The sequence below is a fragment of the Pseudofrankia inefficax genome, assembly GCF_000166135.1.
GTDB lineage: Bacteria > Actinomycetota > Actinomycetes > Frankiales > Frankiaceae > Pseudofrankia > Pseudofrankia inefficax.
In genome coordinates, this window is the sequence record NC_014666.1 from 7,532,346 (window position 1) to 7,554,008 (window position 21,663).

The 21,663-nt window shown below is 73.0% G+C and carries 17 protein-coding genes; 12 read left to right on the forward strand and 5 right to left on the reverse strand.

Going from position 1 to position 21,663, the window contains the following annotated elements; genetic code table 11:
* Positions 1 to 635 precede the first annotated feature (635 nt).
* From FRAEUI1C_RS30365 to FRAEUI1C_RS30395, 7 genes are all read left to right on the forward strand, one after another.
* Positions 636 to 2,162, forward strand: coding sequence for an LCP family protein (locus FRAEUI1C_RS30365; protein WP_013427212.1), 1,527 nt, complete (start codon positions 636 to 638; stop codon positions 2,160 to 2,162).
* Positions 2,159 to 3,076: a TIGR03089 family protein gene (locus tag FRAEUI1C_RS30370; protein WP_013427213.1), complete on the forward strand. Its 918-nt coding sequence runs from the start codon at positions 2,159 to 2,161 to the stop codon at positions 3,074 to 3,076. Before FRAEUI1C_RS30365 ends, FRAEUI1C_RS30370 begins: the two co-directional genes overlap by 4 nt.
* Positions 3,077 to 3,433: 357 nt before the next feature.
* Positions 3,434 to 4,876 carry a UDP-glucose dehydrogenase family protein gene (locus FRAEUI1C_RS30375; protein WP_013427214.1) on the forward strand — a complete coding sequence of 481 codons (1,443 nt, stop codon included), beginning with the start codon at positions 3,434 to 3,436 and terminating at the stop codon, positions 4,874 to 4,876.
* Between the two features lie 280 nt (positions 4,877 to 5,156).
* Complete coding sequence (locus FRAEUI1C_RS30380) at positions 5,157 to 5,657, forward strand: GtrA family protein (RefSeq protein ID WP_013427215.1); 501 nt, start codon at positions 5,157 to 5,159, stop codon at positions 5,655 to 5,657.
* A 333-nt stretch (positions 5,658 to 5,990) separates the two neighbouring features.
* The gene (locus FRAEUI1C_RS30385) at positions 5,991 to 7,169 is read left to right on the forward strand and encodes a chromosomal replication initiator protein DnaA (protein ID WP_013427216.1); all 1,179 of its coding nucleotides are present in this window, start codon (positions 5,991 to 5,993) and stop codon (positions 7,167 to 7,169) included.
* A gap of 751 nt (positions 7,170 to 7,920) precedes the next feature.
* Complete coding sequence (locus tag FRAEUI1C_RS39155; protein WP_013427217.1) at positions 7,921 to 8,568, forward strand: hypothetical protein; 648 nt, start codon at positions 7,921 to 7,923, stop codon at positions 8,566 to 8,568.
* A 133-nt stretch (positions 8,569 to 8,701) separates the two neighbouring features.
* Complete coding sequence (locus FRAEUI1C_RS30395; protein WP_013427218.1) at positions 8,702 to 9,355, forward strand: hypothetical protein; 654 nt, start codon at positions 8,702 to 8,704, stop codon at positions 9,353 to 9,355.
* 19 nt (positions 9,356 to 9,374) lie between these two features.
* On the opposite strand, the gene FRAEUI1C_RS30400 is transcribed toward FRAEUI1C_RS30395, so the two are convergent.
* Together FRAEUI1C_RS30400 and FRAEUI1C_RS30405 are read right to left on the reverse strand one after the other, a co-directional pair.
* Entirely contained in the window at positions 9,375 to 9,878 is a 504-nt protein-coding gene (locus tag FRAEUI1C_RS30400; RefSeq protein ID WP_041259758.1) for a PH domain-containing protein, read from the reverse strand.
* A 129-nt stretch (positions 9,879 to 10,007) separates the two neighbouring features.
* The gene (locus FRAEUI1C_RS30405; RefSeq protein WP_157735097.1) at positions 10,008 to 10,850 is read right to left on the reverse strand and encodes a biotin--[acetyl-CoA-carboxylase] ligase; all 843 of its coding nucleotides are present in this window, start codon (positions 10,848 to 10,850) and stop codon (positions 10,008 to 10,010) included.
* A gap of 382 nt (positions 10,851 to 11,232) precedes the next feature.
* Between FRAEUI1C_RS30405 and FRAEUI1C_RS30410 the strand changes: the two genes are divergently transcribed.
* The 4 genes from FRAEUI1C_RS30410 to FRAEUI1C_RS39160 all read left to right on the forward strand — a co-directional run bounded on the left by FRAEUI1C_RS30410 (position 11,233) and on the right by FRAEUI1C_RS39160 (position 16,161).
* On the forward strand, positions 11,233 to 12,828 hold the full coding sequence (locus FRAEUI1C_RS30410; RefSeq protein ID WP_013427221.1) for an acyl-CoA carboxylase subunit beta: 1,596 nt from the start codon (positions 11,233 to 11,235) through the stop codon (positions 12,826 to 12,828).
* Positions 12,829 to 12,865: 37 nt separating this feature from the next.
* Positions 12,866 to 13,114, forward strand: coding sequence for an acyl-CoA carboxylase epsilon subunit (locus tag FRAEUI1C_RS30415; protein ID WP_013427222.1), 249 nt, complete (start codon positions 12,866 to 12,868; stop codon positions 13,112 to 13,114).
* Between the two features lie 197 nt (positions 13,115 to 13,311).
* Positions 13,312 to 15,081, forward strand: coding sequence for an acetyl/propionyl/methylcrotonyl-CoA carboxylase subunit alpha (locus FRAEUI1C_RS30420; RefSeq protein WP_013427223.1), 1,770 nt, complete (start codon positions 13,312 to 13,314; stop codon positions 15,079 to 15,081).
* Positions 15,082 to 15,504: 423 nt separating this feature from the next.
* Positions 15,505 to 16,161: a DUF5313 family protein gene (locus FRAEUI1C_RS39160; protein ID WP_013427224.1), complete on the forward strand. Its 657-nt coding sequence runs from the start codon at positions 15,505 to 15,507 to the stop codon at positions 16,159 to 16,161.
* Positions 16,162 to 16,351: 190 nt separating this feature from the next.
* Here the strand turns inward: FRAEUI1C_RS39160 and FRAEUI1C_RS30430 are convergent, their stop codons facing one another.
* Positions 16,352 to 16,792: a gamma-glutamylcyclotransferase family protein gene (locus FRAEUI1C_RS30430; RefSeq protein ID WP_013427225.1), complete on the reverse strand. Its 441-nt coding sequence runs from the start codon at positions 16,790 to 16,792 to the stop codon at positions 16,352 to 16,354.
* Between the two features lie 601 nt (positions 16,793 to 17,393).
* Between FRAEUI1C_RS30430 and FRAEUI1C_RS30435 the strand changes: the two genes are divergently transcribed.
* Positions 17,394 to 18,842: an NAD(P)H-quinone dehydrogenase gene (locus FRAEUI1C_RS30435; RefSeq protein WP_013427226.1), complete on the forward strand. Its 1,449-nt coding sequence runs from the start codon at positions 17,394 to 17,396 to the stop codon at positions 18,840 to 18,842.
* 9 nt (positions 18,843 to 18,851) lie between these two features.
* Here FRAEUI1C_RS30435 and FRAEUI1C_RS30440 read toward each other — a convergent pair whose 3' ends face one another.
* Both FRAEUI1C_RS30440 and FRAEUI1C_RS30445 read right to left on the reverse strand, forming a co-directional pair.
* Positions 18,852 to 20,261: an amidohydrolase gene (locus FRAEUI1C_RS30440; RefSeq protein WP_013427227.1), complete on the reverse strand. Its 1,410-nt coding sequence runs from the start codon at positions 20,259 to 20,261 to the stop codon at positions 18,852 to 18,854.
* A gap of 116 nt (positions 20,262 to 20,377) precedes the next feature.
* A complete protein-coding gene (locus FRAEUI1C_RS30445) occupies positions 20,378 to 21,532 on the reverse strand; it encodes a glutamate--cysteine ligase (protein ID WP_013427228.1) in 1,155 nt (384 codons plus the stop codon).
* Between the last annotated feature and the right edge of the window lie 131 nt (positions 21,533 to 21,663).

Consider the following 21,663-nt stretch of genomic DNA (forward strand, 5'->3'; position numbering starts at 1 on the left):
GGCGCTACTGGGCAGAAAATGATGATAAGTGCTGACGTTCGGGCGATGCGTCACGGCGTGGGCCGAGGCTGACGCAATCGGTGCCGCGGCGGCGACCCTCGACTGGTCCGGGCCGCTACCACCGCCCAGAACCTCTATACACACCGCAAACACATGATTGCGACTATCCGTCGGGCAACCGACCAGACGGTAACAACAGGACCTGTGAACGGAACGGCGGGCGGGTCGCCGCACTCCCCCGGCCGGCGGCGCCGCTGCCTCGGCCGGCCACTCGACCAGTGCGGGGCGGCGCCCCGCCCGCCTGGGATGACCTGCGCACACGCGCCCCGGGACGGGGTGGAGCAGGGCGGATTCCACCGGGGCGTCAACGACGTAACGTTGGGTACCAACAACGGGGCATGCGTCTGTTGTGACGAGGCTTGCGACGCCGGGCGACAACGTCCAACCAGCGCGAAGCGTCCTAGACGGTGAGATCCAGACTGGGCGCGGGCTTCCGCGCGCATCCGCCTCGTGGGGAACGCGCCGGCGGCGCCAGGCAATCTCGATCAACGGAGATCGACGCGACGATCTCGGCGAGCCCTCGCTGGTGAGGGCCGCGCCGAGCGGACGACCCGCCAAGGAGGGCCGCACCGCCGGTGAGCACAGCGACGACACTTCGGCCACCCGACCGTCTGCCTCCGGAGCTCAGTCCCCGGAACCCGCGCCGGCGCCGGTCAGGGCTGCGACGGCTCTCACTGGTCGGTTGCGCGCTGCTGTCCGTCCTGGTGCTCGCGGTCAGTGCCGGCGGCTGGTTCCTCTACAACCAGTTCAGCAGCAAGGTCACGCACGACTCGAGCTGGCACCCGGCCGGCAACCGCCCGGCCGAGGTCGCCGGCGACGAGAACATCCTGCTGCTCGGCGACGACAGCCGCGACGGCACCGGCAACGAGTACGGCGGCAAGCAGGTCGAGGGCATCCGGTCGGACACGACGATCATCGCCCACTTCGACAAGAACGGCACCGCGACGCTGCTGTCGTTCCCGCGCGACGAGCTGATCCCGGTGGTCCCGAAGGTCAAGGGCACGCCAGCCGACGGCAAGGACAAGCTGACCAACATCCTCACCTACGCGGGTGTGTCCGGCCTGACGTCGACGCTGGAAAGCCTGACCAGCCTGCACATCGACCACTACGTCGTCATCGACCTCGCCGGCTTCAAGCAGGTCGTGGACGCCGTCCACGGCGTCACGGTCTGTGTCACTACAATGCCGGATGGCAGCACGACCAACCTGAACGATAACTATTCGCAGTGGCACGGTCACCTAGGGGAGAACACGCTGAACGGTGACCAGGCGCTCGCCTTCGTCCGGACCCGCCACGCGCTGGGTGACGAACGGCTCCGGATTCTGCGCCAGCAGCAGTTCCTCTCCAAGCTGCTCGCCAAGACCACCACCGCGGGCACGCTGACCAACCCGGTGACGGTCACGCAGATGCTCGGCGCCGTCGGGGGCGCCCTGACCACCGACAGCGGCCTGAACCTGGTCGAGCTCGCCGACCGCGCCAGCAAGCTCGGCTCCGGCAAGGTCAAGTTCATCACCATCCCGACGCACGTGCCGCTGCCCAGCGAGGGCGCGAGCGACGACCAGGGCGCGATGGGCTATCACGGTGACGTGCTGCTGGTGAACTCCGACGAGATGCAGCAGATCCTCGCGCCGCTGCGCCCGGCGCCGCCGCAGAGCGCCGCCCTCGCGTCGGCGCCGGCGGTCCCGCCCAGCCAGGTGACGGTCGCCCGGATCGTGAACGCGTCCGGCCGCAACGGCCTGGCCACCGAGACGAAGACCGGCCTGACCGCGCTCGGCTTCGGCGGCCTGATGACCGCCAGCACCGCCGCCACGAGCCAGGCCGCGACCGAGGTCCGCTACCCGCCGGGCCAGGAGGGCGCCGCCAAGGCGCTCGTGGCGAAGATCCCCGGCGCGCGGGCCGTCGCCGACGCGGCAGTGTCCACCACCGGGGTCACGATCGTCATCGGTTCGTCGTTCACGGGCGTCACCGCCGCGTCGCCGGCCGCCGGCACCACCGGGGCGACCGCCCCCGGTGCCGCGGCGGGCGGCCCGGCGGCCGTCGCCCCGACCACCGCGGCACCGGGCACCGGCGGCGTCCCGGCCAACACCGCGTGCACGCCGTGACGGACGGAGCGCCCCGGCTGACGCCGGTCCTCACGGTCCTCGGCCTCGACGGTCCGCCCGCCGGTCGCCCGGCCTATCCCGGGGTGGCGGCGGCACTGGCGGCCCGGCTGCGCGCCGACGGGGCGAGCCCGCTGGTGACCTTCTACGACGACGCGACCGGCGAACGGGTCGAGCTGTCCGGGATCACGCTGGACAACTGGGTGGCGAAGACGGCGAACCTGCTGGTGGACACGCTCGGCCTCGCCCCGGGCGACCGGGTCGGCGTGGATCTGCCGGTGCACTGGCTGACCGTCGTGATCCTGCTGGCCGCCTGGTCCGCCGGCTGCGAGGTGCTCGTCGCCCTCGGGCCCGAGCAGGAGGGTGGCGAGCAGGAAGGCGCGGCGGAGGACGACCCCGACGACGAGGCGACCGGCGACGTCCAGGCGCTGTTCGTCGCGGAGAGCCGGGTGGACACCGCACTCGGCCTGGGGGCGGACGAGGTCGTCGCGCTGTCGTTGCGCCCGTTCGGCGCCCGGATGGCGCACCCGGTCGCCGGCGTGCTCGACTTCGCCGCCGAGGTGCCCGCCCACGGCGACCGGTTCGCCGCGCCCTCGCCACCGGCCGACCAGGCCGCGCTGCTGGCCCGGGCCGGCGAGGTCGCGGCAGCGGCCGGGATCGGCGCGGGCGACCGGCTGCTGTCCACCGCCGGCCCGGCGAGCGTGGAGGGCCTGCTGGGCAGCGTGCTCGCGCCGCTGGTAGCCGGGGCCTCGGTGGTGCTGTGCCGCCATCTGGACGCCAACCTGGACGACGCCGCGCTCGCCCGGCGGATCACCCAGGAGAAGGTGACGATGGTCTGCGGCACCGACCGCAGCGTGCCGGCGGGCGTCCGAGAGCTCCGGCTGCCCGACGCGGCCCGGCCCTCGCCGGCGGACTGACCCGGCCCGACTGCCCGCCGGCGGACCGAGGCGCGCGGGACCTACGGGCAGGTGCGCGACCGCCCCGGTCGGGTACTTCACAGCGTGACAACTGGACAGGCCGCGGGCCCGGATCCTCCCGGTTCGCGCGGCGGATCCCCCGATCCGGCGAACGGTGCCGCAACGCGCGGTTGCCGTCCGTGGACGGCTCGGCGGACGGCGGCGACCAGGCCGTCCCCGGGGACCCGAGCCCGGTTACGGTCGATAAGGGACGGTATCGGCCCACGCTGGCGGCCGGCACGGGCGCGCCGACCAGGCGTGGCAGGCTACAGGGCGGCTGACCCAGACGGCAGCCGAGGCGGAAAGGCGGCGACCAGCGTGACCAGGTCCAGCGCGAGCGCATCGAGCTCGGACGATCGGCCCGCCGTGCCGACCGTCGCCGCCGAGACGGGACCGCGCATCGCGGTCCTCGGCACCGGCTACCTGGGCGCCACCCACGCCGTCTGCATGGCGGAGCTGGGCTTCACCGTCATCGGTTACGACGTCGACGCGGCCAAGGTGGCGCGGCTCGCGGCCGGCGAGGTGCCCATCTTCGAGCCGGGCCTCGAGGAGCTGCTGCGCAAGAACCTCGAGTCCGGCTGGCTGTCGTTCACGACCGACATCGACGGGATCGCCGGCTGGGCCGACGTGCACTTCGTCTGCGTCGGCACGCCGCAGCGGGCTGGCGACGGAGGCGCGGACCTGCGCTACGTCGACGCCGCCGTCGACCAGCTGATCGCGGCGGGGCTGGCGCCGGGCGCGCTGATCGTCGGCAAGTCGACCGTCCCGGCGGGCACGGCGGCCGGCCTCGCGGCCCGGATCAGCGCCGCGGCGCCCGATGTCGAGCTCGCCTGGAACCCGGAGTTCCTGCGCGAGGGCTTCGCCGTCGAGGACACCCTGCGGCCCGACCGGCTGGTGTTCGGCGTCACGCCGGGCGGTGCCGCCGAGGCGCGGCTGCGCGCGGTGTACACGGCGACGATCGAGGCGGGCACGCCGGTCGTCGTCACCGACTACGCCACCGCCGAACTGGTCAAGGTCGCCGCGAACGCGTTCCTCGCCACCAAGATCTCGTTCATCAACGCGATGGCGGAGATCTGCGACGTGGCCGGCGCCGACGTGCTGGAGCTGGCCACCGCGATCGGCTACGACGCCCGGATCGGCAACCGGTTCCTGCGGCCCGGCATCGGCTTCGGCGGTGGCTGCCTCCCCAAGGACATCCGCGCCTTCCAGGCCAGGGCGACCGAGCTGGGCGCCGGGTCGTCGCTGGCGTTCCTCGCCGAGATCGACGCGGTGAACCTGCGGGCCAGGCAGCGGGCGGTGACGCTGACCCGGGCGGCGCTGGGCGGCGTGGTCGCCGGCCGGCGCCTGGGCGTGCTCGGTGCCGCGTTCAAGCCGAACTCCGACGACATCCGCGACTCACCCGCGCTGGACATCGCGGCGGAGCTCGCCGCCGAGGGCGCCCAGGTCGTCGTCTACGACCCGGCCGCGATCCCGAACGCGCGGCTGCGCTACCCGTCACTGACCTACGCCACCTCGGTGCGGGAAGCTGTGAAGGCCGCGGACGCCGTGCTGGTGCTCACCGAGTGGGCCGAGTTCCGCACGCTGGACCCGGCTGCCCTGCTGCCCCACGTCGCCGGTGCCGTGGTCGTCGACGGCCGGCACGCGCTCGACGAGCGGCGCTGGCGCGAGGCGGGCTGGGCGTACCACAGCCTGGGCCGGCCGAGCGGCGCCGCCAGCCAGCCAGGCGCGGACGACCTCACCGACGACGAGGCCGCGGCCTGAGCTGGGACGCGCCGATGGGGTGCACGGCCGAAGGTCCCGGGGCGGTCGGCTCACACGCCACCGGCACGAGGACCGTGTCACGACGCGCACCCGAGGGCACACCATCCGTCGATACCATCCGTCACCCTGCCAAGGAGAACTGTTGCCTCCCGTCGTTGATCCGATCGTCTCCGTGTCGACCAGAACGGGTGCCTCAGCAGACCGCCGGGGGCAGTCGCTGGTGCGCCGGGCGGCGTCGGTAGTCTCGGCAGGTGGCAGAAATCAACCGAGGTTGCCTGTCGTGAAGCATCGGGCGCGGCCCTCCCGGGTCCAGCTGCTCATCCGTGAGGTCGGCAAGTTCGGCGTCGTCGGTGCTGTCGCATATGTCGTCGACTTCGTCGTGTCGAACGTGTGCCACGTCCAGTTCCACATGGACTGGCTGCTCGCCAAGACGATTTCCACGGTCATTGCGGCGACGGTCGCGTACATCGGGAACCGCCAGTGGTCCTTCACCCACCGCGCGCGCAGTGGTGTTCGCCGTGAGTACACGATCTTCTTCATTCTCAATGTGATCGGCCTCGGCATCGCGCTCGGCTGCCTCGGCTTCGGCGAGTATGTGCTGCACCTGAAGGGCGCCCTCGCCTTCAATGTGTTCGGCAACGTGTTGGGAACCGGGCTGGGCACGGTGTTCCGCTTCTGGGCGTACAAGCGCTGGGTCTTCCTGCACCCGGACCACCCGCGCGCGGTCTCGGGCCCGGACGCCCCGGCTCCGGCCCGCGTCCCGGAGCCGGCCGGCCGCTGAGCCACGGCCTTCACGGACCAACCTGACGGTCGCGGGGCGGTAATCCAGGCGAGTCTCGCCCTCGGCCGTCGTTAGGCGGACCCACAGCGCGGCATTCGCCCGCGCCCGAGCCATTACGGCGCCGACCGGACCAGCCGGCCGGCGCCGCCGCATGCCCGGGGCCGGAATGCGCGGGGCGGGAAACAACGGACGCCTGTCGGACCTGCGACCTCCCATGTCCGACAAGCGACCGGAAGATGCCCCAGCCGGGGCGACCTCCTAACATCGGACACCGGTCCGGGGTTGAGAAAATTTGGGGTCCCCGGGGACCGTTCCGGGAGGGGAACCACAACCATGCAGCCATCGGACTACGAGCCGGACAACTCGGACGCCGAGACCCAGCTCGTCGGCGGCGCCGCGACGCCGGCTCAGCCGTCCTACCCGCCGGGCTCGGCCGGAGGCGGCGCCGGCCAGACGCCGGCACCACCTCCGGCTGGCCAGCAGCCCTATCCGCCGACTACCGCGTACCCGCCCGGCTACCCGTCGCCCCAGACGCCGGCGCCGGGCTCGTACGACCCGCAGCAGCAGTACCCTGCCCCGCCCGGCTACCCAGCCCAGGGCTACCCGCAGCAGCCGCAGGCCCAGCAGCCGGGCTACGGCACGCCAGCGCCCGGCTACGACTACGGCCAGCAGGCCCAGCAGCCCGGGTACGACTACGGCCAGGCCCAGCAGCCGGGGTACCCCGGCTACGCGCCCCAGCAGCCCGGCTACGGCACCCCGGCGCCCGGCTATGGCACGCCCGCGCCCGGCTACGACTACGGCCAGCAGGCTCAGCAGCCCGGGTACGGCCAGCCGCCGGGCTACGGGTCCGGCTACCCGGGCACCCCGCAGCCGCCGCGCAACAACAACCGCCGCAACCTGATCATCGGCGCGGTCGCGGCCGGCGTCGTCGTGGTCATCCTGATCGTCGTGCTGGCGGTGAGCCTTTCCGGCGGCGGCGGCAAGCCCACGCCCAGCCCCACGCCGTCGCACACGCTCACGGCCGCGCCGACGACCACCGTCCCCACGACGGTGCCGACGACCGCGGTGCCGACCGTGACGCCCACCGGGCTGAGCACCGACGAGCAGGCGCTGGTCGACCAGCTCGACCCGAGCTCGATGAAGAACTGCGACCCGGCGCCCGACCAGGAGAACAACGACGTCCAGGCGGCGGTGCTCTGCACGGCCGGCGACGACGGGCGCGGCGTCTACGCGTTCAGCTACGTCAACGACACCGGTCTCCAGCACGACACGAAGTTCTACGGCGACGCGATCACCGAGACCGGCGACTGCAAGGACGGTAAGGACCAGGTCAGCACCTGGAACTACGAGAACCAGGAGACCGACGAGGGCGCGCTGCTGTGCGGCCACACCAGCGACGGCTCCGCCTACCTTCGCTGGTACTACAACGACAAGCTGCTCGGCTTCTTCGCCACGGACAAGGACGGCGTCGCCCTCTACACCTGGTGGCATGACTTCGAGCCCGTCGCGTAGTGCCCGTCGCGTAGTGCCCGTCCAGTAGTGCCGCCGCCGCACGGTGAGAACCGCCGCCCGGCCCGACCCCCCGGGCGACGGCGCACACTGGAGGCGTCTGATCGGCCGGTTCGGCCAGCCGCCGGGCCGGTGGCCGGCCGAACCAGGCCAGCCCCGGCCCTCGGCGGCGGCTGACCGGCCGAGCTCCGTCCACGACGGCGGCCCGTTCCCCCGGGCCCCGTCCCAGCCAGCAACCCTGTCCACGACCGTTCCGGCCGCGGGCGGACACCCGGGAGGAACGGTGGCGAGCCCGCCCGACAACGTGCCGCCTCGGCCTGACGGCGCCGCGGGCGACGACGGCCCGTGGACGTCACTCGCCAGTTGGGCGGATGTCACCCCGCTGCCGTTCCGGGAACCCCCGGCCGCGCCCTCACCCGGGGCGCCCGCGGCCCCGGCCGCGCCACCAGCCCCTGCACCATCAGCCCCGGCGGCGGCACGACCAGCGCCGCTCGCGCCGCCGCCCGGACGTCCCGGGCCGGGTCGGCCCTTGGCGGGTCGGCCGGCTCCGCCGGCGCCCTTCCCGCCGATGGTGCCCCGGCCGCCCGCCGGGCCGCCAGGCCGGACACCGCCTTCGCCGGGCTGGGTCATCCCGCCGGGCGCCCAGGCACACCCCGCTCCTCGCCCGTCCTGGCCGCCGATGCCGGCGCCGCCCGGCTGGCCGGGATCGGCGCCGCCCCCGGGCGCGGCGGGCCCAGGCACGGCACCGCTCGCCATGACCCCGTTTCCGGGCGCCACCCCGCGCCATCAGCGCCGACCACTGGTGGTCGCGCTGGTCGTGGCTGCCGGGGTCCTGGTGGCCGCGGCCGTCATCGGCGGCCTGCTCGCGGTCGCCACGCGCTCCGGCGGAGCCTCCGCGTCCCCGCTGGCCGCCACGGCGCCCTCCGCGACGCCGGGCCAGGCGTGGACCGACGCGCAGCGGGCCCTCGCGGCCCGGCTGGACCCGGCCGCCGTCGTCGACTGCCGGCCGAACCCGGCCCCGGCCGGCGCGGGCGTGACGGCCGCGCTCTTCTGCTCGACCACCGACACCCACCAGCAGATCGCCGTCTTCGGCTACCGCGACGACGCCAGTCTGACGGCCGACGTCACGGCCCGGGCCGGCGACGTGGCCGACGACGGCGACTGTGAGACCGGTGGGAGCGAGATCTTCACCTGGGACACCGGGCCGCACACCAGGGCCGGCGGCACGGTCATCTGCGACACCCATGCCGGCCAGCACTTCCTGTTCTGGACCTCGGACGAAGACCTGGTCTCGTTCCTCGGCTATGGCAGCGACCCACGGGCGCTGTTCCAGTGGTGGGAGCTGTTCCAGCCGTTCCCGGACTCGGCGGGCGCCAGCGCCGCCACGGCTCGCCCGGCCTGAGACGACCGGGGCTCGGCCGTCGCCGGGTCCGTGCCGGTGGTCGATGGCAACGAACCGCCGCCGGTGGGCGTCGCACCGGTCGGGAAACGCGCCGGTACGCCCCGCGCGGGCGGCGGCTGAACGGGAGGGACCGATGCGGCGTCGGACTGTCGCCGTGGTGGCGGCCGGTGGTGCGCTGGTGGTCGCGGCCGCCGTGACCACCACCGTGGTCCTCACGACCGGTGGCGGCGGCCCCGCCGCCCGTGGCTCCGGGCCGGCGGACACCGCAGCCCAGGCCGCGCCGCCCGCCGCCGTCACGTCACAGCCGGACGGGCTGACGCCGGCCGAGCGGGCGCTCGTCGGAACGCTCGGGCCGCTGAAGGTGCACGACTGCGTGCCGGCCCCGGCGGGCCGGGTCACCGAGCCGCCGGGCCCGGGGCTCGGCCTCGGCCAAGGGGTCGACGCGGCGGTGCGCTGCGAGACGAACGTGTCGGCCGGCGAGCCGGGACCGACCGAGGTGGTCGCGCGCCACTACCGGGACGCGGCCAGCCTGAAGGCCGACGCCGACCGGCGGGCCGCCGCGATCGACGACGTCGGCAGCTGCTCGGCCGGCCAGCCGAGCACGGAGACCTGGGGCCGTTCGACCAGGCAGCTGGGGGTCTTCCTGTGCGACCACGGCCCCGCCGGGACGCCCGCTGGGAGCTTCGACATCTTCTGGACGGTGACGGCCGACCAGACCGCGCTGTCGGCGAACAGCACCGACGCGGCAGGCCTCATCGCCTGGTGGCGCGACTTCACCGCGCCGTAGCACGGGCAGAGAGCGGGCGTCAGGCGCTCGCGCGGCCCTGCAGGTCCTCGCCGAGCTCGTAGAGGCGCAGGTGCACCTGCTCGACGTCCGGGACGCTGGTGAGGCTCAGCTGGCCGCGCTCACCGGCGCTCTCGATCGTCAGCGTGCCTGAGCTGAACAAGCGCTCGAACAGGGTCTGTCGGAAGCCGACGTCGTTGATCCGGCCCAGCGGGATGTCGTGGCCGGATCTGGTCAGGATGCCGTCCCGCAGCAGGACCCGCTCGGTAGTGATCACATACCGGGTGGTGACCCAGCGCAGCCAGGGCCGGATGCTCAGCCAGAACAGCGCCGCCACGGCAATGATCAGAATCAGGTACTGGAGCGGCTGCTGAGCCGCGCCACTCGGTGTGAAGAACACCCCGAGCACCGCGAGCAGAAGCACCACCACCGCGCAGGCCAACGGCCCCACCAGCCGGACCCAGTGTGGATGCAGGTCCAGCACGACCATCTCGTCGTCGGTCAGGATGTCCTCGGGAAAACCCACAGGACCGATGTTCGCACTTGCGGCGAAGCGTCCGGGCATGGGCCGCCGTGCACAATTCCGGCAGCCGCCCGCCGGCCGCCGTTGGCCTACGGTCTGGTCCGGGCGGGTGCCGTCGTCCCCGCGGCCCGGCTACCGGGCGCCGGACGCCGGACGCAGGTGAACGACGTCGGCGGCGCTGAACGCGCGGCCGTTCACGACCAGCCGGCCGGCCGGGTCGACATCGGTGGCGACACCCACGACGGTCTCGCCGCCCGGCAACTCGACCCGGACGTCCAGGCCGAGCGTCGCGCACACCTCCCGGTAGGCCGGGCGAGCGGCGACCGGATCCGCCTCGAACGCCGCCAGCGCCCGCGCGAGGTCGGTCAGCAGCGCGGCCAACAGCCGCGTGCGGGTCGCCGCCAGGCCGCCTGCCTCGTCCAGGGCCCCGATCCCGTCGCCGGCCAGCACGGCGAGGCTGGTGGCGCCCGGGGGCAGCTCCGCGGCGGCGGTGTGGACGTTCAGACCGAAGCCGATGACCAGTCCGGGTGGCCCGGGCGGGCTCGGCACCAGCTCGACGAGGATGCCGGCCAGCTTCGCGCCCTCGACCTGGACGTCGTTCGGCCATTTGAGCCAGGCTGGGACCCCGTACCGGGACCGCAGCGTGCCGACGAGCGCCGTCCCGACGACCATGGGCACCCAGCCCAACATCGCCGTCGGCGTCGGACCCGGCCAGGCAGCCGTGGCCGGCCGCGCCAGCAACGACACGGTCAGCCCCACCCCCGGCGGCGCCTCCCAGACCCGGTCCAGCCGCCCACGCCCGGCCCGCTGCCGCTCGGCGGCAACCACAAGCCCCGCCGCCTCCCCGCCCCGCGCCCGAGCGGCCACGTCAGCATTGGTCGACCCAGTCTCAGCAACAACCTCAACCCGCAGCCCGGCAGCCTCCCCCACCGCCGCCAGCACCACGCCATCCAACGGGTCCTCACCACCACTCACGAGCCCACTCTGCCACCCCCACCTCCAGGCACCCGACACTCCGGTCCCGGGCCCGGTGTCGATCCCGACAACCAACCCCGCCGGCCCCACCGAGCCCGAGCTGCCCAATCAAGAAACCAGCAACCAACCCCACCCAACCTCACCCGGGAATCAACCCTCCCAACCCAGCCAAGATCCAGACCCTGGACAAGCGCGCACCTCCGCACTTCGCCCATGCCCAGAACCACGGTGGCGAGGGCGCTTAGCGCCCGAAGCAGGCAAGACGGCCAGAGGCGCGGAGCGCCGTCTCTGGCCGGATGCCGCACCCGTTCGGGCCGCGCGCCGTGAGACGGAGTGCACTGTTGCTCGCACCTGTGCCCGGCCTGGCCGTACGCTGCCGCGCATGGCACTTCCGGCGCCCTCGGCTGATCCCACGCCCGACCCGCACACAACCGCGGGCAAGCTCGCCCAGCTTCGTCGAGTGAACGACGATGCCGTCCACGCTGGCTCGCAGCGCGCGGTCGACGCGCAGCACGCCAAGGGCAAGATGACGGCCCGCGAGCGGATCGAGGCTTTCCTGGACTCGGGCTCGTTCGTCGAGACCGACGCGTTCATGCGCCACCGCGCGCGCGACTTCGGGGTCGACAAGAACCGGCCCTACGGCGACGGCGTCGTCACCGGCTACGGGACGGTCGACGGGCGCCAGGTGTGCGTGTTCAGCCAGGACGCCACGGTCTTCGGCGGCAGCCTGGGCGAGGTCTTCGGCGAGAAGATCGTCAAGATCATGGATCTGGCCGTGCGGACGGGCTGCCCGGTCATCGGTATCAACGACTCCGGCGGCGCCCGCATCCAGGAGGGCGTGGTCGCCCTCGGCCTGTACGGCGAGATCTTCTACCGGAACGTGCTGGCCAGCGGCGTCGTCCCGCAGCTTTCGCTGATCATGGGCCCGTGCGCCGGCGGTGCCGTCTACTCGCCGGCGATCACCGACTTCACCCTGATGGTCGACAAGACCAGCCACATGTTCATCACCGGTCCCGACGTCATCAAGGAAGTCACCGGCGAGGACGTCGGGATGGAGGAGCTCGGCGGCGCCCACACGCACAACTCGAAGAGCGGCGTCGCGCACTTCCAGGCCACCGACGAGACCGAGTGCTTCGAGCTCGCGAAGGCCCTGCTGTCGTACCTGCCGCCGAACAACATGGACGACGCGCCGATCTTCGACGAGGTCGCCGACCTGGACGCCGAGGTCGACCCCGACCTCGACACGTTCATCCCGGACTCGGCGAACACCCCGTACGACATGCACAAGGTGATCGAGAAGATCCTCGACGACGGGGACTTCCTCGAGGTGCACGCCCAGTTCGCGATGAACATCATCGTCGGCTTCGGCCGGGTCGACGGCCGCTCGGTCGGCGTCGTCGCCAACCAGCCGATGCAGTTCGCCGGCACGCTGGACATCGACGCGTCCGAGAAGGCCGCGCGTTTCGTCCGCACCTGCGACGCGTTCAACATCCCGGTGCTCACGTTCGTCGACGTCCCGGGCTTCCTCCCCGGCACCTCGCAGGAGTGGACCGGCATCATCCGGCGCGGCGCGAAGCTGATCTACGCCTACGCCGAGGCCACCGTGCCGAAGGTCACCGTGATCACGCGCAAGGCCTACGGCGGCGCGTACGACGTCATGGGGTCCAAGCACCTGGGCGCGGACATCAACCTCGCCTGGCCGACGGCCGAGATCGCCGTCATGGGCGCGCGCGGCGCCGTCAACATCATCTACCGGCGTGAGCTGGCCGGGTCCGATACGCCCGACGCCCGGCGCGCGGAGCTGATCGACGACTACAACGAGCACTTCGCGACGCCGTACATCGCGGCCGAGCGTGGCTACCTCGACGCGGTGATCCAGCCGTCCGAGACCCGGCGCGAGGTCATCCGCGCGCTGCGGCTGCTGCGCAACAAGCGTCAGACCCTGCCGCCGAAGAAGCACGGCAACATCCCGCTGTGAGCAGGGGCCGGACCCAGAGATCTTCAAGGAGGTGCGCGTGGCGGAGAGCGAACCGGCCGAGCAGCGCCGGCCGCTGCTGAAGCTGGTGCGCGGCGACGCGACCCCGGAGGAGATCGCGGCCATCGTCGCGGTGCTGGCGGCGCACGCGGCCGCGAACGCCGGTCCGGCGCCGCGGCCGGCGCGGTCGGTCTGGGCCGACCGTGGGTACGCGATGCGGGTCGGCACGGCGCCCGGCCCCAGTGGCTGGCGTAACGCCGGCCGGGTGGCCAGCATGCGCAGCGGGTGATGTTCCTCACCCCCGCCCGGCGCCGGCCGATCACGAGTGAGTCGTGGACAGGCCGAGGCGCTGGGCGCGGGTGGGTCGACGGCCTCCGGCCGGCCGTGAGCCGAGCCCGAGCAGCGTGGTAGCAGGACTTTCCAGGTAGCAACCTCTGTGGCTTAGTCGCCCTAGACTCGGGCGGGCCGAACGAGGACGGGAGAAACGTGCGCAAGATCCTCATCGCCAACCGCGGCGAGATCGCCGTTCGGGTGGCGCGGGCCTGCAAGGACGCCGGCTACGCCAGCGTCGCGGTCTATGCCGAGCCCGACATCGACGCCCTGCACGTTCGCGTAGCCGATGAGGCGTACGCACTCGGCGGCTCCACCCCCGGCGACTCGTACCTGCGGATCGACAAGATCCTCGACGCGATCGCGAAGTCGGGGGCCGACGCGGTCCACCCCGGCTACGGCTTCCTGTCGGAGAACGCCGACTTCGCCGAGGCCGTCATCGCCGCCGGGCTGACCTGGATCGGCCCGTCGCCGGACGCGATCCGCCGGCTGGGCGACAAGACCCAGGCCCGGCACATCGCGCTCGCCGTCGGCGCCCCGCTCGCGCCGGGCACCGCCGACCCGGTGGCCGGCGTCGACGAGGTCATCGCCTTCGCCGACGAGTTCGGCCTGCCCGTCGCCATCAAGGCGGCGTTCGGTGGCGGTGGCCGTGGCCTGAAGGTCGCCTGGACGCGGGACGAGCTGCCCGAGCTGTTCGAGAGCGCGGTCCGCGAGGCCGTCGCCGCGTTCGGCCGGGGCGAGTGCTTCGTCGAGCGTTACCTCGACCAGCCGCGCCACGTCGAGACCCAGATCCTCGCCGACACCCACGGCAACGTGGTCGTCGTCGGCACCCGCGACTGCTCGCTGCAGCGGCGCTACCAGAAGCTGGTCGAGGAGGCGCCCGCGCCGTTCCTCACCGACGCGCAGCGTGCCTCGCTGTACGAGGCCTCCAAGAAGATCGCCAAGGAGGCCGGCTACATCGGGGCCGGCACCTGCGAGTTCCTGGTCGCCAAGGACGGGCTGATCAGCTTCCTCGAGGTCAACACCCGGCTGCAGGTCGAGCACCCGGTGACCGAGGAGACGACCGGCATCGACCTGGTGCGTGAGCAGTTCCGCATCGCCGAGGGTGAGGCGCTCGGCTTCACCGACCCGCCCGCGCGCGGTCACTCGATCGAGTTCCGGATCAACGGCGAGGACCCGGGCCGCAAGTTCCTGCCCGCGCCGGGCACCGTCACGAAGCTCGTGCTGCCGACCGGTCCCGGCGTGCGCATCGACGCCGGCATCGAGAGCGGCAGCGTCATCGGCGGGGCCTTCGACTCGCTGCTGGCCAAGGTGATCGTCACCGGCTCGACCCGGCAGCAGGCCCTTGAGCGGGCCCGCCGGGTGCTGGACGAGCTGGTCGTCGAGGGCATGGCGACGGCGCTGCCGTTCCACCGCGCGGTGGTCCGGGACCCGGCGTTCGCCCCGGCCTCCGCCGACGAGGCCTTCACGATCCACAACCGCTGGATCGAGACCGAGTTCAACAACACCATCCCCGCCTTCACCGGCGGCGCCGACGCCGAGGACGCCGAGGCCGGCCCGCGCGAGACGGTCGTCGTCGAGGTCGGTGGCAAGCGGCTGGAGGTCGTGCTGCCGGCCGGCCTCGGGGCGTCGAGCGGTGGCTCGGGCGGCGGCGGGCGTGGCCCGGCGCCGAAGCGCAAGGCCAGCGGCAAGAAGGCCGGCGCCGCGACCGGCAACTCGCTGACCAGCCCGATGCAGGGCACCATCGTCAAGGTCGGCGTCGCGGACGGCGACGTGGTGGCCGAAGGCGACCTGATCGTCGTCCTCGAGGCGATGAAGATGGAGCAGCCGATCACCGCGCACCGCGCGGGCACCGTCACCGGCCTGACCGCCACCGTCGGCGCCGTCGTCCCCAGCGGCACCGTCCTCTGCGAGATCAAGGACTGACCCCGGTCGGACCCTGAGCACACGCCGAAGCCCCGGTTCCGCCCTCCCGGCGGGCCGGGGCTTCGCGCTGCCCCGGCCTCGCACTGCCCGGGTTCGCGCGGCCCGGGTTCGCACCGCAGCCTGGCGCCGCCCCGGGCCGGGGCCTCCCGCCGCAGCCTCGCGCCGCCCACGCCTCACACCGCCCGCCCGTAGCGCGCCCAGCGCCCCACCGGCCCGAGCAAGCGCCGCCCGCGCAGTCCCAGGCCGAGCCCGCCGCCATCAGGCCAGCCAGTAGGCCCCACCTTCAGGCGATCAAGGTGGGCAGGCGAAGGAGGGGCGGGGCGCGTCGTGTGGATGGCGCCGTCCTTGGCGGTGGCTGCCGCGGGGTTGGGGAGTGCTGGGGCGCACGGTTCCGACAGGCGCGGGGGTCCGTAGGCTCGGGGCATGGACGGTGGCAGGGACGCCGCGACGGCCGACGGCGGCGCGGTGGCGACGGCGGACGCGAGTATGACCACGGGCGCTGGCGGCACGACACCGCCGGCGGCCGGTGGCGAGGTGATCCAGCCGCCGTTCGCGGGCCGGGTCTCGTACGTGTTCAGCGGGCGCATGCCGGCGCAGTACGCCGGATGGGTGTTCCGGGACCTGACCGCGCCGGGCTGGCGGTGGCGCCAGGCGCTGCGGTCGGTGCTGATGATGCTGCCGTTCGCGATCATCCTCGCCGTGCTGCCGGGGCCGCCCGGTACCCGGGGCATGTTGGCCGGGTTCCTGCTGGTGGCCGCCGCGGCGATGGGCCTGATCCTGGCCGGCAGCTTCCGCAACCGGCGGCTCGTCCAGAACGGCTTCCCGCCGATCGTCCGGCCTGAGGAGGACGACGACGAACCGGTCGGCCCGCCCGCCGCCGCGGCGCCCGTAACGGCGCCCACAGCGGCCGAGGCGCGGGGCGCCGCTACGAAGGCGACCGTTCAGACGAACGCGGGTGTCGATGCCGGTGTAGCGCCACAGACCGATGTAGCGCCACAGACCGATGTAGCGCCACAGACCGGTGTGCCCACGGCCGGCGACGGCTACGACCCGGAGGACCCCGAGGGCATCAACGCCTGACGGCCAGCGCCTGAGGTCCGATGCCTGGCCGTTCCAGGCGTGACGTCCGGGCCTGAGGTTCGGTGCTGAGCCCTTCCCGGCCTGAGAGGCGATGCCTGAGGTTCAGGGGCCTGACGTTCACGGCCTGGGAGGTTCGATGGCTGGAGTTCGAGGCCGGACCGATCCCGGCCTGACCTGTGACGCCTGAGGTTCAGGCCGTCGGGCGGGAGCGGAGTTCGGCGACGTAGTCGTCCGGCGCGCCGGCCTTCTCGGCGCCGTCGGCGATCGCGGCCAGATGCTCGGCGGACGGCAGCCCGCCCTCGTAGGCGTCGAGCACGTAGGTCCAGGCGAGCATGTCGCCGTCGAGGGTCTCCACGCGTACGCGGATGCGGGTGTAAAGGCCGGTATCGGCGCCTTCCCAGACGTCCAGCCGATCCAGGTCGTAACGGTCGAGGTCGAACAGCATCACGTAAACCCGCCCGGCGACATACGGGACGATGGTGGCGATCGCGCCGTCGACGCCGAGCTGTTCCCCGCCAAATGTAAGCCGCCAGCCCGTGAGCCAGCCGGTCCCGGTCACCGGCGAATGCGGAGCGCGCTCCTTCATCTTCGCCGGGTCAAGGTTGCTGGCATACGCTGCGTACAGGTTCATGTCGGCTCTCTCATCCCATCACCCGGGCCAGTCTGGCCCGGCGGCCGGTGTCGGCCGGGTCGCGAGCGGCGTAAGCACGCACGGAGGCGTGACGGCGAGGCCCGTTCGCCTCGCCATTATGCGACCGGCGGCCCGCTTGATCACACCGGCCATTCCGTAGACGCTGGCCACATTGGCTAAGCGTGGCGATGACGGGGAATGGGCGGGAGGAGCCCCGCCAGCCGGTGCGTTCACCGCCGGTCCGCCGGAGGCTCCCGCCGGGGCGCGGCCCCGCGTTGACCGTCGGCGCGCCACCCGGCCAGGGCCGTTCGGGGCCCGCGGGCGGGCGTCGACGCCGTGTTCTGCCCACCGGTGGTGCCGCGCTGTCGGACGGCGTGACCTGGGCGGGCAGGATGGGGACCGAGCGGCAGGCGAACAACGACGGCGGCGAGAACCACGTCAGGCGGGCGGCACGGTGGGCCCGCCGACGGGGTGAGCCGCCGACACAGCGAGCACAGCAATCGAGCACAGCGGCGACCGGGCACGCGCGACGCGCCCGGGGCCGCGCGGACAGGGCAGGGACAGCGGCGTGGCGGGCAGCAGGAATGGCAAGGAGGGGGCCGTGAGCCGGATCGTCATCCTCGGCGGGGGGCCTGGCGGCTACGAGGCGGCGCTGGTCGCCGCGTCGCTCGGGGCCGCCACGACCCTGGTCGACTCGGACGGCATCGGCGGCGCGTGCGTCCTTACCGACTGCGTGCCGTCCAAGACGCTCATCGCCACCTCGGAGACGATGACGTCGGTGGCCGCGGCCCCGGCGCTGGGTCTGGCCGGCCGGGGCGTGCCCGCGCGACCAGCCGGCACCTGGGAGGGCAGCGAGCCGCACCTGACCCCGCCGGAGGTGCTCAGCATCGAGGCGAAGCGGGTCAACAACCGGGTCCGCGAGCTCGCGCACGCGCAGTCCAACGACATCGAGGCCCGGTTGCGACGGGAGAAGGTCACCGTCGTCCACGGCAAGGGCCGCCTGGTCGGGCCGCAGGCCGTCGAGACCGACCAGGGCGACGTCTTCATCGGTGACGTCGTGCTCATCGCCACCGGCGCCGCGCCACGGGTGCTGCCCACGGCCGAGCCGGACGGCGAGCGGATCCTGACCTGGCAGCAGCTCTACGAGCTCCCGGAGGTGCCCGAGCACCTGGTGGTGATCGGCTCCGGTGTCACGGGCGCCGAGTTCGCCGGTGCCTACCGGGCGCTCGGCGCGGCGGTGACGCTGGTGTCCTCGCGCGAGCGGGTGCTGCCGGGCGAGGACCCGGACGCGGCGATGGTGATCGAGGACGTGTTCCGCGGCCGGGGCATCGAGGTGCTCAACCGGTCCCGCGCGGCCTCGGTACGCCGGATCGGCGACGGGGTGCTCGTCGAGCTGTCCGACGGCCGGACGGTGACCGGGTCGCACGCGCTGATGGCTGTCGGCTCGGTGCCGCGGACGAAGGGCATCGGGCTGACCGAGGTCGGCATCCGGCTCGGCTCCGGCGGGCATGTGGTCGTGGACCGGATGTCGCGGACGTCGGTGCCCGGGGTCTACGCCGCCGGCGACTGCACCGGCGTGCTGCCGCTGGCCTCGGTCGCGGCGATGCAGGGCCGGATCGCGATGCGGCACGCGCTCGGCGAGTCGGTGACGCCGCTGCGGCTGGGCACCGTGTCGTCGAACATCTTCACCGACCCGGAGATCGCGACCGTCGGCGTCACCCAGCGGATGAAGGACTCCGGCGCGATCGCCGCCGAGGTGGTCACGCTGCCGCTGGCGCGTAACCCACGCGCGAAGATGCTCGGCATCTCGGACGGCTTCGTGAAGCTGTTCTGCCGGCCCGGCAGCGGCAGCGTTCTCGGCGGCGTGGTGGTCGCGCCGCGGGCCTCCGAGCTGATCCTGTCGATCTCGCTCGCCGTCGCCAACGGCCTGACCGCCGAGCAGTTGGCGAACACCTTCTCGATCTACCCGTCGCTGTCCGGCTCGATCACCGAGGTCGCCCGCATGATGCGCTCCGAAGACCTCTTCGCCGCCTTCGACGAAACCCTTTAGCCAGGTCGGTCAACCCAGCCGGCTGAAGGACTCCAGGGCGGCGCCGGCGAGGAGGCGGACGCCGACGCCGATGGCGCGCTCGTCGACGAGGTAGTCGCCCTGGTGCAGGTCGTAGGTCTCGCCGCCCGGGGTGCGGGTGCCGAGGCGGGCGAGCGCGCCCGGCACATGGGTGAGATACCAGCCGAAGTCCTCGCCGCCGAGCGACTGGGCGACCGTGGTGGCCGCGCCGTGCCCGAACGCGGCGGTCACGGCGGCGTCGTAGGCGTCGACGAACTCGGACGCGTTCACCACCGGCGGCACTCCCTGCCGGTAGTCCACCACGATGTCGGCGCCGAACGGCGCGACGATCTGGTGGGCGAGTTGCTCGATCAGCTCGGGGGCCGTCTCCCAGGTGTCCCGGGACAGCGTGCGCACCGTCCCACGTACCTGCGCGGTGCGCGGAATCGCGTTCGGCACCGTGCCGGCCTGCACCTGGCCCCAGACCAGGGCGAGCGCGGAGCGCGGGTCGATCCGCCGGTTCAGCGCCGCCGGCAGCTGGGTGATCAGCGCGCCGAGCGCGTAGATCAGGTCGACGGTGTTCTGCGGCCGTGAGGTGTGCCCGCCCGGGCCAGCCAGGGTGATCTCCACCAGGTCGGCGGCCGAGGTGATCGGGCCGGGCCGCAGGCCGATCGTGCCGACGTCCAGCGCCGGGTCGCAGTGCACCGTGAGCGCGGCACCGACGGGCTTGAGCACGCCGGCGTCGATGACTTCCAGCGCGCCGCCGGGCATGGTCTCCTCGGCGGGCTGGAAGAGCAGCCGCACGGTCCCGGGCAGCGGGCTGTGCCGGGCGTACTCGGCGAGCGCGAGGCCGGCGCCGAGGACGACGGTCGTGTGCACGTCGTGGCCGCAGGCGTGGCAGACGCCGGGCACGGTGGACGCGTACGGCACGTCCTTGGCGTCCTGCAGCGGCAGCGCGTCCATGTCGGCGCGGAGCATGACCACCGGGCCTTCCACCTCGGCGGCCTCGCTGGGCCCGCCGGTGGCGATGTCGCACCACACGCCCGGGATGTCGGCCAGCCGCCGGGGTCGCAGCCCGGCGGCGGTGAGCCGGTCGACGATCCGCTCGGCCGTGCGGTGCTCCTGGCGGCCGAGCTCGGGGTGCATGTGCAGGTCGCGGCGGAACTCGACGAGCTCGGTCTCGTGCCGGGCGAACCAGTCCCGGACGAACGCGCTGGCCCGCGCGGCGCCCCAGCCGGCCGTGCCCCGGCCGCCGGACGCCGAACCGGCGGACGCCGAACCGACAGGCGCCGAACTGGCAGCCGTCGGACTGGCAGGCGTCGAGCTGGTGGGCCGCACGCTCTCCGCGGGGCCGTCGGCCTCCAGCGGGGGCCCGGCCCCGTCGGTCGCCACCGCAGGCTGGGCGCTCACGTTGTCCGACATCACGAAAACTTCGACCTTCCCCGGTGGACCCGACTGTTCGACAACGAACACCGGGATGGCCCACAAGGCCGAGCAGCGGGATCACCGCCGCGGTGGGGTCAAACCAGCGAGGTCACTCAGCTCATGAGGTCGCTAGCCGGTCGACCGATGTTCATCTCCCTCAGCAGCGTATCTACGACGTGGCTGAGATCGCCGCCGGCCCGCCGCGCGGCGGCCCGCTGCCGCTCATAGCTGGCGCCGACGGTCAGGATGTCCTGGATCGAGGTCAGCTCGGTCGCGCAGCCGAGCCTCCTGGCGACGGGCAGCAGGTCGTCGACCACGTCCGCCAGCTCGTCGCGGACCGGGCGGGTGGTGCCCCGGTCGTCGACCAGGATCTCCGCGTCGAGGCCGTACCTGGCCGCCCGCCACTTGTTCTCCTGGACCACCCAGCGTCGCGGCACCGGGAGCGTGTAGCCGCGGTCGAGCTGGATGTTCATCCGGTCGACCAGACACTGCGAGAGCGCCGCGACCGCACCGACTTCCTGCAGCGTGGGAAGTCCGTCGCAGATCCGCAGCTCGACGGTGCCGAAGTTGGGATGGGGACGGATGTCCCACCAGACCTCGCGGATGGTCTCGATCGTGCCCGAGGTGATGAGCGTCTCCATGAATCGCTCGAACTGCCCCCAGTCGGCGAGCTGTTGCGGCAGGCCGGCCGTCGGGAGGCTCTCGAAGACCTTCGACCGGCTGGAGGCGAGCCCGGTGTCCCGTCCCAACCAGAAGGGCGACGACGCGGACAACGCCAGGAAGTGCGGGATATAGGCCGTCAACGCGTTGACGATCGGGAATGCCTTTTCCTGGGACCGCACTCCGACATGCACATGGACACCGAAGATCAGCAAGCGGTGCGCCAGCCACTGCATCTGGTCGACCAGCCGGAAGTAGCGGTCGTTGGTGCTGATCTCCTGGGTGTTGTACTCGCTGATCGGATGGGTGCCGCTGCACATCAACCCGATTCCGCGCCGCTCCGCGAGGCCCCGCAGGACGTCGATGGTCCCGCTGAGATCCGCGAGCGCCTCCGGGACTGTGCCGCAGACCCCGGTGATCACCTCGATCGTCGACTCGAACAACTCGTGCTTGGCCTTTTCGGCGTCCTCATCGCCCACCTTGCCGGCGAACTCCTCGAGGATCTCGGTCGAGGCCCCGCGCAGCTGCCGGGTCTGGAGGTCGACCAGCTCCAGCTCCCACTCGATGCCAAGACTGGTGCGCGGCGACGACGAGAAGGGAATGTGCACCCTGGCTCCTCCAGCGGTGTCGGCGGCCGCGAGGCCAGTACCCATCCGGGGCTCAATGCCTATCCGGGCCCCGGCCGGACATCTGCCCACCCACGGACCGCCGACACGCATCGACCACAGGCGGGACCACT